Origin of the sequence: Paenibacillus sp. FSL F4-0097, from assembly GCF_038593125.1 — a bacterium.
GTDB lineage: Bacteria > Bacillota > Bacilli > Paenibacillales > Paenibacillaceae > Paenibacillus_AQ > Paenibacillus_AQ odorifer.
The window spans coordinates 4,903,325-4,915,443 of the sequence record NZ_CP151965.1 but is presented as its reverse complement, the minus strand read 5'-3'; the positions used below and the strand labels follow the sequence as shown (position 1 = coordinate 4,915,443).

Here is a 12,119-nt window from a genome sequence, read left to right as displayed (position 1 = left end):
ACTTGCCCATTCTAGATGTTCATAATTTATCAAAAATATATGAGGGTAAAGTGTCCACTCAGGCGCTGAATCATATCCGCTTTTCTGTAGAAAAGGGGGAGTTCGTTGGCATAATGGGCCCATCAGGGAGTGGGAAAACAACGCTGCTCAACACGATTGCCACCATCGACCAACCGACCTCCGGTCAGATTCTGATCAACGGCCGAGATCCTAATCTGCTTAGCAGAAAAGAAAAGGCACTTTTTCGCCGTCATGAGCTAGGCTTCGTCTTTCAGCATTTTAATCTACTGGATACGCTCACTGTAGAGGAGAACATCGTATTACCTTTAACGCTTGCAGGTGCCCGTGTCCCAGAGATGGAGAGCAGGCTAAAAGAGGTCACTACCTTGCTTGGTATCGAACATTTACTGAAGAAGCGCACGTATGAGGTCTCAGGCGGACAAATGCAGCGGGCGGCTATCGCCCGGGCGATGATTCATCGTCCAGCGTTAATTTTGGCGGATGAGCCCACAGGCAATCTGGATTCCAAAGCCTCAGGGGAAGTCATGAATATGTTGACAGAGGTGAATAAGGAAGAAGGAGCTACGGTGCTGATGGTCACGCATGATGCAGTGGCTGCGAGCTTTTGCAACCGGGTCATCTTTATTAAAGACGGACGTTTCTATAGTGAAATGTACAAAGGGAGTAATAGAGGCGCTTTCTTCCAAAGTATTATTGATATGCTGTCTCTGCTTGGGGGAACCAGCCATGACCTTTCGGCAATTCGCTTATAGGAATGTAACACGTAATAAACGCAAATATGCCGCTTATTTTGTCGTCAGTGCTTTTTCGGTGATGATCTTTTTCGTGTGCGCTTTGTTTATTTACCATCCGGATATTTCAAAGAGCCTAATTTATAGTACGGCGGCTCATACGATGATGGTGGCAGAGGCAATTATTTATGTCTTTTGTTCTTTGTTCGTGCTCGTATCCGTTGGATCCTTCCTGCAGTCGCGGAAGATGGAGTTCGGAATTTTATTGATGCATGGAATGACGAAGAGACAGCTAAACACCATGGTTTTTCTGGAAAATATGATGATCGGCACCTCTGCCATCCTGACGGGTACCCTTCTCGGGTTACTTCTGGGCAAATTATTCCTGATGATCGGATCCACTTTTTTGGGAATTCCCCTGTTAACCTTTCATCTCCCATGGCAGGCACTTGTGCTTACGATCTGCAGCTTCGTGTTATTGTTTTTTCTGATATCGCTTTGCACCTTTGTTTTTATCGGCAATGAGTCACTGATGCGTCTGTTTCAGGGAGAACGTAAGGCAGAAGAAGAACCCAAAGTATCGTTTATATTGTCATTTATCTCTGCTGTACTGCTGATCAGTGGTTATTATATGGCGGCTACTGCAAAAGCTGCTTCCGTAGAGAAAGTCATGTTTCCGGTCGTTGCGATTACGGTTATCGGGACGTATCTCTTTTATACCCAGCTAAGTATTTGTGTGGTTAAGCTGCTTAAGGACATTCGGCGCTTGTATTGGCATCGTACGAATATCATCACTTTATCGGGCTTGTCCTACCGCTGGAAAGAGAATGGCCGAATGTTTTTTATGGTGACGATTGTATCCGCAGTCTCCTTCACTTCAGTAGGGGTATTTGCATCGATACATACACTTTCCAGAGAGCTGAAATTGGATTATCCTGCAGCAGTGGGTTATGTAGCTAAAGGAAATCAGGCGGATGTACCCTTTGATCAGCATCTGAACGAAATTAAGAAAGAGCTCAAGACGCACGGACTCCCTTATGAAGCGCTTAGTATCCCGATTAAATATGCTGAGGTCGAAGCTCAGACTGGACCCGATCGCACTTTACGCCTTCCCTTGATTGCTTTTAGTGATTATAATCTCGCCCTGCAACGTGCAGGTTTCACAACGGCTGAGCGTGCTCTGGTGGGCAATGAAGGTCTGGTGATGATTGGTTCACAGCGGGATCGCAGTTTAACAGAAGGCAGAGTAAAAGTGGTCTATTCCTTGCAGCAAGGACTTGCCATTAAAGAAATAGGTTATACCGCGCAAGTCCCCATTGCTGAATATTTATTGCCGGAGCTGGATGGTAGAGATGGCGGGGATTTTAGTGGTGTCGTGATCAGTGATGAGCTCTACAGCGCTATTGATCCCGTGCAGACGGATCTTTATACAGGTTTTTATGTAGAGGATTTTCCACAGACGGTAGGTATCGCAGATGATCTTGCCCATAAAGGCAAACAGTCCTATGAAAGTGATTCTCCGTATGCGATTGTGATCAGCGGCACGCTGTTTGAGCTTCAGAAAACATTGTATAACACAATGCTTTTTGCTTCATTGCTGGTGGGTACTGTCTTTTTTATCGCGGCAGGCAGCTTTCTTTACTTCCGGTTATATACCGATCTTGATCATGATCGCAATCAATATTCCACTTTGTCCAAGATGGGGCTTACGGATAAAGAACTCAATCGAATAGTCACAGTTCAGCTCGCTCTATTGTTTTTTGTGCCGGTCGGAATAGCTATTTTACACAGCGTGTTTGCCTTTATTGCGCTTCAACGGTTGTTCTACTTATCTATCGCAACGGAGACAGGCGCGGTGTTACTCGGATATTTGGCTGTTCAAGGACTATACTTCTTTTTTATTCGCAGCCGCTATTTACGCAACCTGAAGAAGAACTTGATATGAGAAATGGGGGTAACAAGAATGCAAGCATGGATTACAGATTTTATGGAGCAGTTTGGTTACTTCGGTATTTTTCTGATGCTGGCCTTTGAAAATATATTTCCACCAATTCCTTCAGAAGTGATCCTGCCCTTTGGAGGGTTTATGACCACTACGACGAGCTTAACTATACCTGGTGTAATCATTGCTGCCACGGCTGGATCACTACTGGGTGCAGTAATTCTCTATTATATTGGCCGATTATTGGATGTGAGCCGGTTAGAGAAACTGGTTGAACGCTGGGGGGGCCTAATTCGCGTCACTAAAAAAGATATCCACAAGGCTGACGCCTGGTTTGATAAATATGGCTATTGGACTGTATTGTTTTGTCGGATGGTTCCGCTGGTCCGCAGTCTGATTTCGATTCCGGCGGGAATGTCAGGTATGAAATTTGGAGTATTTATGATCTTCACAACGATTGGCACATTGGGATGGAATTTGCTGCTTGTGCTTATTGGCGCGGCTTTGGGCGAATCCTGGGAAGACATTGCCATGTACATGGATGTGTACTCCAATGTGGTCTATGTACTAATTGCTGGCGGATTAGTTATTCTTGGGTTTCTGTACTTCCGCAAACGCAGCCGGAGAATGAACACTGAGGGCTAAGCGGGTGGAGGACTGATAATAGAAATGACTATTAAAAAGGAGGGAAACACATGGAGCTATTAACGATTATTAAAGCCATTATTTTGGGGCTTGTTGAAGGTTTAACCGAATTTGCTCCAGTATCCTCCACAGGTCATATGATTATTGTTGATGATATGTGGCTGAAATCACAGGAGTTATTTGGACAATATACGGCAAATACCTTCAAAATAGTTATTCAACTGGGTTCTATATTAGCGGTTGTTGTGATTTTTAGAAATCGATTCATTGATCTGTTGGGCTTAAGGCGTTTCAGCCGTAAGCAGTTGGATCCTGTAACAGAGAAGCTACCGCAGTTAGAGCAGGGCGGGCACCTCAAGCTGACACAGGTTCTGGTAGGGTTAGTGCCTGCAGGTGTGTTAGGTGTTCTGTTTAATGATTATATTGATGAGCATTTATTCTCTACCTCAACGGTGTTAATTGGTCTAGTGATCGGGGCTATATTAATGATTATTGCGGATCTGTTTGGGCCGAAGAAGATCAGAACTGAGAGTGTAGATCAGATTACATACAAACAGGCACTTGGTGTAGGTCTTGTACAGTGTTTTTCGTTATGGCCTGGATTTTCACGCTCGGGCTCGACGATTTCTGGTGGCGTAATCCTCGGGATGAGCCATCGTGCCGCTGCTGATTTTACGTTTATTATGGCAGTACCCATCATGGCAGGTGCCAGTCTGTTGTCACTGATGAAGAACTGGCAATATTTCACCATGGACGCGCTGCCGTTTTTTATTGCAGGCTTTATTAGTGCCTTCCTATTTGCGCTGTTATCGATGCGTTTCTTCTTAAAACTGATCAATCGTATCAAGCTCTTACCGTTTGCTATATACCGTATAATTCTTGCTGCTGTAGTATATTTCGTATTTTTCTAAGTCCGTTATAAGGAATCGATATAACAGAAGCCCCAGTAATCTATTGCAGATTGCTGGGGCTTTCACGTATGATGACATCAGATTAAGACACTCAAATGATGAATGATATCGGAGACAGGTGCTGACCGGAAAATAGTAATTCGGTAGGCTTAATAGGGAAATTCGGTTCGAAGCCGATGCGGTCCCGCCACTGTAACGGAAGAATCTCGAGCAACAGAGGTCACTGGCAATTTACTACTGCTGGGAAGACTGCTCAAGATGTTGACGCCGCTAGCCAGGAGACCTGCCTGTTTCAACAGCACTGCTTCACCTACGGAAGATAGGGAGGTGTTAGACGTTAACCATGGGTATATCATGGGCGTCTTTCCCTTTGACTTTTTTAGGGAAGGGCGCTCTTTTTTATAGGAAAGCAAGTAGTTTTGGAGTTTGAAATAAGAGATTGAAGAGGGAGTGTATCGAAATGACGAATAAGGTAAAAGTAAGCAATCTTGGATATCCGAGAATCGGAAAGAACCGCGAATGGAAAAAGGCACTGGAGGCATTCTGGCAGGGGAAAATAAATGAGGAGCAATTCCGCTCCGAAATGGCAGCAATCCAGCTGCAGCATTTGAAGACCCAGCAAGAAGCAGGAATTGAGCTTATTCCGGTAAATGATTTTACATTTTATGATCATGTGTTGGATGCGGCTGTTATGTTTGGAATCGTACCTCCACGGTATGCGTATGATGGCGGCGACATCGGGCTTGATCTTTATTTTGCAATGGCCCGTGGTAATGCTGAGGCTACTGCCTGCGAGATGACCAAATGGTTCAATACGAACTATCACTATATCGTTCCAGAGATCGGCACACAAACACCACGCCTGACTGAAAACAAACCTCTAGCGGCTTATCGTTTTGCTAAATCGCAGGCAGGGATTGAAGGTAAACCGGTACTTTTAGGTCTGTATACCTTCCTTAAGCTGTCCAAAGGTTACGCAGCGGCAGATATCGCCAAGATTGCTGCACGTTTTGTTCCAGTCTATGTTCAACTGCTACAGGAACTGAAGCAAGAAGGGGTAAGCTGGGTACAAATCGATGAGCCAGCGATTGTTACAGGCATAAGTAAAGAAGAATTAACACTGCTTAACTCGATATACACAGACATTGCCGGCTCCGTGCCGGGCTTGAATATTATTTTACAGACGTATTTTGAAGCTGCTGAGCCGCTGGAGGCACTGCTAGAGCTGCCTGTTCAAGGCTTGGGTCTTGACTTTGTGCACGATGGTGGAACGAATCTGGCTTCCATCGAACGTCTTGGCTGGCCGAAGGACAAATGGCTGGGTGCCGGAATTATTGATGGACGGAACATTTGGCGTTCCGATTTAGACGCCAAGCTGCAACTGGTAGAAAAGCTCAGCGTTCATGTACCGCTTGATCGTCTTATTCTTCAGCCTTCTTGCAGTCTGCTGCATGTCCCAGTCACCGTTCAAGGTGAAGTGAAGCTGAAGGCGACAGTTAAGAATGCGTTAGCCTTTGCCGATGAGAAGCTTAAAGAGCTTAGTCTGCTCGGAGCAGCCATCGCAGATAAAGGAGAAGCTTCTCAAGCAGCGCTGGCCGCTAGTCGTGAAGCTATTGCAGCGTTCCGCGCACTACCTGAGCGTGGCCGTAAGGATGTGGCGGAGCAAGTGCTTGCACTTGCAGCTCTACCAGACCAACGCAGTCTGCCTTTTGCTGAGCGCTTAAAGGTGCAGCAAGAGAAATGGCAGCTTCCACTTCTGCCAACCACTACAATTGGTAGCTTTCCGCAGACAGTCGAAGTGCGCCAGGCGAGATTGAAATGGCGTAAAGGGGTCTGGAATCAGGAGCGTTATGATGGATTTGTTCGTGAGCAGATCGCGGATGCAATTACCTTCCAAGAAAAGCTAGGTCTGGATGTTCTGGTCCACGGCGAGTTCGAGCGTACAGATATGGTGGAGTTTTTCGGAGAAAAGCTGGATGGATACTTGTTTACTAGTAATGGCTGGGTTCAATCCTACGGTTCCCGTTGCGTTAAGCCGCCGGTGATCTACGCGGATATTGCATTTATACAGCCTATGACTGTTAAAGAAAGTGTCTATGCACAATCGTTGACGAAGCTTCCGGTTAAAGGAATGTTGACGGGCCCTGTTACTATCCTCAATTGGTCATTTGTACGTGATGATCTCAGCCGGGAAGAGGTAGCCAATCAAATTGCTCTTGCCCTTCGCCATGAAGTAAAAGCGTTGGAAGATGCAGGCATCGAAATGATTCAAGTGGATGAGCCGGCTATTCGTGAAGGACTTCCGCTAAAGGCAGAAGACCGTGAGCATTACCTGAACTGGGCAGTGAAGTCGTTCCGTGTTGCCACGAACCATGTGAAGGCTACGACACAAATTCATACGCATATGTGCTATAGCGAATTTAATGACATGATCGATTCAATATCGGCTATGGATGCTGATGTAATCTCCATTGAGACTTCACGTAGCCATGGTGAGCTGATTATCAGCTTTGAGGAGCAGGCCTATGATAAAGGAATCGGTCTTGGAGTGTACGACATCCATAGCCCGCGGGTTCCAGCTGTCGAAGAAATGACTGCGAATATCGATCGTGCGCTGCGGGTGCTTGACCCTGAACAGTTCTGGATTAATCCGGATTGCGGTCTGAAAACGCGTGGCTGGCAGGAGACAGAGGATGCACTACGTAACATGGTAAGAGCTGCTGCTATTGCGAGGGAAAAGACAGGGGTTATTGCTTCTAAATAGACTTAAATAAATTAGAGCCAGGGTAATTTACCCTGGCTTTTTAGTTCAATTATTTTTTTGTAATCAGCTACTTGATAATAATTCTCAATCTTGTTAGAATGAAAAAGAAAAAGAAGGAACCGTGGAGGGTCCCTTTAGGCATTTACTTATTTACTTTCGAAAGTTTTGCAATCTGTTTCTTCTGCGCGTTTTGGTTCTTGGGAGCTGTGGAAAGCTACGAAGATCGATTCAGCGCTGCATTTGTTCTCTTCTGCCCAGTGGGTGCAGGAGTTAACTTCACAAACTACGTCTTTTGCCATGAGGGTTCACCTCCCCTTTTAGTAATTGACAGTATCATTCAAAGAACGGCTCTGTTCAGCAAGGTGGAGCTTGTCTCAGCAAAGCCGTGTCACGCCCTCATTCATTATGAATAGAGGGTATTTGGATTTTTTTACTAGGTTAGACGTGGTAATTGTACCAAATAATGAGTTTGTAAGCAAATGAGTTCTTTAACTTTCAGGACCCCTCCCACATAAAAAATATGTCCAATAAGAGCCGCAGAAATGCGGCTTTTTGTGTATTTCAACATGAAAAACCAAAAGAAATTTACCGAAATTCCATATTCCAGTGCAACCTTCCAAGTTTTGGGGCGTCAAAGAAATGAGAGACGGAAGAGATCTGTATAGAACATGACATTCCGTAACGTTACAATGCTAGGGATTACCACTACATTTTTGGAGGAATGAGAATGCGCAAATGGGGTCTGCATTACTTATGTTTATTAATTCTTGCGGTGGTATTGGCAGGTTGTGGCTCGGGTGATAACAATTCGGCAGCTGACAAATTAGCTAGTGACGGCGGAAATACGAGTAATTCTGCTGCAGCAACAACTGAGCAATCTTCAAAAGCTACATTAGCGGATAAGAATACCTCAGCAGAGGCTGAGACAGCAGCGGGAGGCAACGAAGCCCCAGTTGAAAAAGGTTTGACATCAGAGAACACGGATCAAGCAAACGCGGGATTCACGGGCAGTGATGTCGTGGAAGGATTGAACAAGAAGCTTATCTATCATGCCAATCTGACTATGGAAGTAGAAGACTACGGTAAAGCTCAGACTGAAATTCGAAACATGGTAACGATGGCTAAAGGATATATTATAGAGTTTAACGAGAACATGTCGCAATATGAGCAAGGGGGGACGTTTATCCTTAAGGTGCCAGCCTCCGGATTCTCTCCTTTTCTGAATAATTTGGAAAAAGTAAAACACGAATCGCTACAGCGCAGCATTCAAGGTCAGGATGTCTCGGAGGAGTATGTTGATCTAGAGTCGCGTCTGAAGGCAAAGCAGTTAATGGAAGCTCAATATACTGAGTTTATGAAAAAAGCAACGAAATCAAGTGATCTGGTCGCCTTTGCAAACGAGCTTGGTTCGATTCAAGAAACGATTGAGCAGATCAAAGGCAGAATGCGATATATAGATCAGAACGTATCCTTTTCAACGGTAGAGCTTAGAGTGTACCAGACGGATGAGAGCTTAGCTGTGAAGGAAAAGGCAGAGCAAGGTCCATTGCTGGAACGCGCATCAGATGCTTTAAAAGGAAGCCTGAACGCACTATCTGTTATGTTTCAGTGGATTTTTGTAATTCTTGCAGGCGCATTGCCGATTCTAATCGGTGCGGGCATTATTTTAGCCATCGTTTGGTTTGCCCGCAAAAATATCCGCGTACGACGGGAGCAGCAGACCCAGCGGATACGGCAGGAAAATCGGGAGCTGAACAAGGAGGTACTCCCTGCACCAGCAGAGCCAAAGGTGACAACCTCAATAAAGGATAAGAAAGCGAACGAGGACGAGAATAAAGAATAAGCTCCTATGAATTAAAAAGCCTCCAATTCATGGTATACCGTGAATTGGAGGCTTTTCTATAAGACAGTACAGTTTCGCACGTTATCGAAGATTAGGCAGGCTGGAAGAGTACACGATACTCGCCATAGCCCTCTTTCTCCAGATCCTCTTTCGGTATAAATCGCAGTGCCGCTGAATTAATGCAGTAGCGCAGGCCGTTTTCCCCTGGACCATCGTCGAAGACATGACCTAGATGGGAATCTGCTACTTTGCTGCGCACTTCTGTGCGAACCATCAAATGGCTGAGGTCCGTCTTTTCCTTCACGGCGTAATCGCGGATTGGACGTGTAAAGCTGGGCCAGCCACAACCGGAATCGTATTTATCCTGCGAACTGAATAATGCTTCACCAGATACGATATCTACATAAATGCCTTCTCCGTGGTGATCCCAAAAATCATTTCGGAAAGGTGACTCTGTAGCGCTATTCTGAGTGACTTCATATTGAAGTGGCGTCAGACGTTCTTTCAAGCTTAGTTTATCTTCTTTATGTGTCCAGTGGGTTTCGATAAAATCCTCTCGGCCGGAACCCTTACGGTAACGTTTGTAGTGGCCCGGGTTCTTACGATGGTAGCCCTGATGATATTCTTCGGCAGGATAGAAGGTTGCTGCCGGGAGGATCGGGGTAACAATCGGGTTAGCGAATCGTCCGCTTTCTTGCAAAGCTGCCTTGGAAGCCTCTGCTTGTTGCTTTTGCTCTTCAGAATGGGTGAAGATAGCCGTTCCGTAAGAGGTGCCGCGATCATGGAATTGTCCACCCGCATCGGTTGGGTCAATTTGCTGCCAGAATAATTCAAGCAGCTTGCTATAAGGGAAAATTTCTGGGTTGAACGTAATTTGTACCGCTTCAACATGTCCTGTGGTTTCGGAGCATACCTCTTCATAGGTAGGATTCACTGTATGCCCGCCAGTATAGCCGGAGACGACACTAATAATGCCTGGCAATTCCTCGAACGGCGAGACCATGCACCAGAAGCATCCACCTGCAAAGGTTGCTTTTTCCGCCTTGGAATTTATATGGTTAGTCTGATGTTCACTCATTAATATCCCTCCATTCATGTAATGCAATTAAATAGATCACAATCTAATTATAAAGCAAATAACCACAGCCTGCTAGCTTCCGCCAAATAAGCTCTCTGTTACCTAGTGTTTTTTTACTTCCTGTGAACTGTAACGAAAGCTTAGTCCGGCTATAATAAGCACAATGGCATAAACAACGATGGCTATAATCGCATTTCCAGGGTTCTGGAACAGTTGATCCCCAAGGAAGGCATACAAGGCGATGCCTGGGATTTTTCCAATAGCTGAGGCAGCTAGATAACTCCAGAAGGGCAGCCCGGCTGCTCCGGCATAGATGTTAACTGCGGTCTGCGGGATAATCGGCAAGAGACGTGCTAAGACAATAGAAGCAAAGGGCCGCCGTTCTATGCCTTTTGTGAATTTTTCAAGTAAGGGAATAGAAGTCAGATAAGCTCTCGCTTGATCTTGAAATAAGAACTTCACTACGCCGAAAAGGAATGCGGCAGCAAGGGTTGTAGCTACCCAGCAAATTAAAGCACCAGCCAAACTTCCGTATGCATAACCAAAAAATCCGATGACCGCTTTGTACGGTACAACTGGAAAGAGAGCCAGTAAAGTTGCGATCCCTATAGAGCCAAAAAGATTATGATCCTCTTTCATCCAGCTAAGGATGTCATATCTGTAGATAAACGCAAGGATTGTGCCCGAAACATAAAGAATAATCGAGAACCATTTTCTCATAGCTAATATACCCTTTCTTCCACTCATTCATCTCATCATACGGGATAAAAAGTAAATATTGAAGTGAAGATCATTGTCGGCGAACGCCAAGCAGGTATAATAGCATTTATAGAGAACAAAGAGAGAGATAAATTCTTGAATTATAAAGAGGGGAGTTAGATCAGTGATCGTTTCTGTACGCAAAAGAGTCGCCATCATCGGGATTGGCAATATCGCCCGCAAAGTATATTTGCCACTGCTCTCTCAGCATGGACAAGTTGAGGTAGTGGGGGTTCTCAGTCACTCGTCCACAACAGTAGAGCAAGCTGTTAATGCCTATCGCTTTCCTAAAGGTACGACAAATTTGGACGAGCTGTTGTCTTGGGATCTGGATGCAGTATTTGTGCATAGCCCAACGACGACCCATTATGATATAGTAACAAAATGTCTCGAACAGGGGATTTCGGTGTATGTAGATAAGCCGCTGTCCTATGATCTGGAAGAATCCAGAAGGATGGCAGAGCTGGCAGAAAATAAAGGGCTGCTGCTAGGAGTGGGCTTTAATCGGCGTTTTGCCCCAATGTATGTCACCGCCAAGAGTTGGCTCGAGGAAGCTGGAGGCATTAGCCATTGCCACGCGATTAAACATCGCACGAAGCTGCAATTAGGCAGCAGCCGTGAGACTGTACATGACGACTTGATTCATATGCTTGATCTGCTGTTATGGTTATGTGGAGATCAGTATGAGCTGCTTCGCAGTAATCTTCAATCCAATGGAGAGGGGCGACTTGTCCAGGCATCTGGAATGCTGGGTTGGGAGCAAGGCTCAGTGGGGATGTATAGTATGGTTCGTGAGGCTGGTGTTGATTTGGAGAAGCTGGAGCTGCACGGTAATGGCCGTTCGGTGGAAGTGGCAGATCTGGACCAAGCCATCCTATATGAAAAAAATGCTTTGCCACGGACCCAGAGCTTTGGAAGCTGGGATACGGTGCTGGATAGAAGAGGTTTCGGTGGAGTGGTAGATCATTTCCTGAACAATATAAATACACCAGAGTTATGCAGTATTGCTGCTTCAGCAGTTCTGCCTAGTCATAGATTGGCAGCTCAGCTTGCTGAATGAGGTCTCTAAGAAAGGAGTAAAATATGGAAGACAACCGTAAATTAGTGGAGGAACAAATCATCGAAAGCTATAAGCGGGAGGAAGAGATGATGATCCTTGTATTCGCCCAGTGGTGCGTGAATCAAGGACTCGACCCGCACAGTTTATATTTGCAGGCTTATCCACAGCAAGAAGGGAATGAAGCCTTGCGAAAAGCGCTTGCCCTAACGGTTTCTGCGGAGGAAGCAGGGGATATTTCCGATGACACAGTTCTCGGCGTACTCTCCTTATTCGGAAATGATGACTTGGCGCAAATCGTGACAGAAGCGATTGCTCAAAGGGAATCTAAAGCACATACAGGGGATTGACAACGAGGATATAATGAT

General features: G+C 45.5%; 11 protein-coding genes and 1 riboswitch. Of the genes, 8 read left to right on the top strand and 3 right to left on the bottom strand.

The annotated features are described in order from the left end of the window. Positions 1-2: 2 nt before the first annotated feature. The 5 genes from MHH86_RS22115 (at position 3) to metE (ending at position 7,014) form a co-directional block, all read left to right on the top strand. Positions 3-773: an ABC transporter ATP-binding protein gene (locus MHH86_RS22115; protein WP_036682980.1), complete on the top strand. Its 771-nt coding sequence runs from the start codon at positions 3-5 to the stop codon at positions 771-773. Beyond that, on the top strand, positions 748-2,697 hold the full coding sequence (locus MHH86_RS22110; protein WP_036682977.1) for an FtsX-like permease family protein: 1,950 nt from the start codon (positions 748-750) through the stop codon (positions 2,695-2,697). Before MHH86_RS22115 ends, MHH86_RS22110 begins: the two co-directional genes overlap by 26 nt. 18 nt (positions 2,698-2,715) lie before the next feature. Continuing rightward, positions 2,716-3,339 (top strand): DedA family protein, encoded by a 624-nt coding sequence (locus MHH86_RS22105; protein WP_036682974.1) that lies wholly within the window; start codon positions 2,716-2,718, stop codon positions 3,337-3,339. Between the two features lie 50 nt (positions 3,340-3,389). Continuing rightward, positions 3,390-4,250 (top strand): undecaprenyl-diphosphate phosphatase, encoded by an 861-nt coding sequence (locus MHH86_RS22100; protein ID WP_036682972.1) that lies wholly within the window; start codon positions 3,390-3,392, stop codon positions 4,248-4,250. A 99-nt stretch (positions 4,251-4,349) separates the two neighbouring features. After that, a riboswitch (cobalamin riboswitch) is annotated at positions 4,350-4,556 on the top strand. A gap of 154 nt (positions 4,557-4,710) precedes the next feature. Then, on the top strand, positions 4,711-7,014 hold the full coding sequence (gene metE / locus MHH86_RS22095; RefSeq protein ID WP_036682970.1) for a 5-methyltetrahydropteroyltriglutamate--homocysteine S-methyltransferase: 2,304 nt from the start codon (positions 4,711-4,713) through the stop codon (positions 7,012-7,014). Positions 7,015-7,160: 146 nt separating this feature from the next. On the opposite strand, the gene MHH86_RS22090 is transcribed toward metE, so the two are convergent. After that, positions 7,161-7,313, bottom strand: a complete 153-nt coding sequence (locus tag MHH86_RS22090; RefSeq protein ID WP_076098619.1) for a DUF1540 domain-containing protein — start codon at positions 7,311-7,313, stop codon at positions 7,161-7,163. 428 nt (positions 7,314-7,741) lie between these two features. Between MHH86_RS22090 and MHH86_RS22085 the strand changes: the two genes are divergently transcribed. Then, positions 7,742-8,857 carry a DUF4349 domain-containing protein gene (locus MHH86_RS22085; RefSeq protein ID WP_051491265.1) on the top strand — a complete coding sequence of 372 codons (1,116 nt, stop codon included), beginning with the start codon at positions 7,742-7,744 and terminating at the stop codon, positions 8,855-8,857. Positions 8,858-8,948: 91 nt separating this feature from the next. Here MHH86_RS22085 and msrA read toward each other — a convergent pair whose 3' ends face one another. Beyond that, positions 8,949-9,935: a peptide-methionine (S)-S-oxide reductase MsrA gene (msrA, locus tag MHH86_RS22080; RefSeq protein ID WP_036682967.1), complete on the bottom strand. Its 987-nt coding sequence runs from the start codon at positions 9,933-9,935 to the stop codon at positions 8,949-8,951. Positions 9,936-10,037: 102 nt separating this feature from the next. Next, positions 10,038-10,655, bottom strand: coding sequence for a VTT domain-containing protein (locus MHH86_RS22075; protein ID WP_036682965.1), 618 nt, complete (start codon positions 10,653-10,655; stop codon positions 10,038-10,040). Between the two features lie 163 nt (positions 10,656-10,818). On the opposite strand from MHH86_RS22075, the gene MHH86_RS22070 reads away from it, so the two are divergent. Together MHH86_RS22070 and MHH86_RS22065 are read left to right on the top strand one after the other, a co-directional pair. Beyond that, on the top strand, positions 10,819-11,754 hold the full coding sequence (locus MHH86_RS22070; protein ID WP_036682963.1) for a Gfo/Idh/MocA family oxidoreductase: 936 nt from the start codon (positions 10,819-10,821) through the stop codon (positions 11,752-11,754). A 23-nt stretch (positions 11,755-11,777) separates the two neighbouring features. After that, positions 11,778-12,101 carry a hypothetical protein gene (locus MHH86_RS22065; protein WP_036682960.1) on the top strand — a complete coding sequence of 108 codons (324 nt, stop codon included), beginning with the start codon at positions 11,778-11,780 and terminating at the stop codon, positions 12,099-12,101. Positions 12,102-12,119: the final 18 nt, after the last annotated feature.

Coding starts and splice junctions, on each gene's coding strand:
- MHH86_RS22110 (WP_036682977.1), top strand. CDS start 748: ATGACCTTTCGGCAATTCGCTTATAGGAATGTAACACGTAATAAACGC.
- MHH86_RS22105 (WP_036682974.1), top strand. CDS start 2,716: ATGCAAGCATGGATTACAGATTTTATGGAGCAGTTTGGTTACTTCGGT.
- MHH86_RS22100 (WP_036682972.1), top strand. CDS start 3,390: ATGGAGCTATTAACGATTATTAAAGCCATTATTTTGGGGCTTGTTGAA.
- metE (WP_036682970.1), top strand. CDS start 4,711: ATGACGAATAAGGTAAAAGTAAGCAATCTTGGATATCCGAGAATCGGA.
- MHH86_RS22090 (WP_076098619.1), bottom strand. CDS start 7,313: ATGGCAAAAGACGTAGTTTGTGAAGTTAACTCCTGCACCCACTGGGCA.
- MHH86_RS22085 (WP_051491265.1), top strand. CDS start 7,742: ATGCGCAAATGGGGTCTGCATTACTTATGTTTATTAATTCTTGCGGTG.
- msrA (WP_036682967.1), bottom strand. CDS start 9,935: ATGAGTGAACATCAGACTAACCATATAAATTCCAAGGCGGAAAAAGCA.
- MHH86_RS22075 (WP_036682965.1), bottom strand. CDS start 10,655: ATGAGAAAATGGTTCTCGATTATTCTTTATGTTTCGGGCACAATCCTT.
- MHH86_RS22065 (WP_036682960.1), top strand. CDS start 11,778: ATGGAAGACAACCGTAAATTAGTGGAGGAACAAATCATCGAAAGCTAT.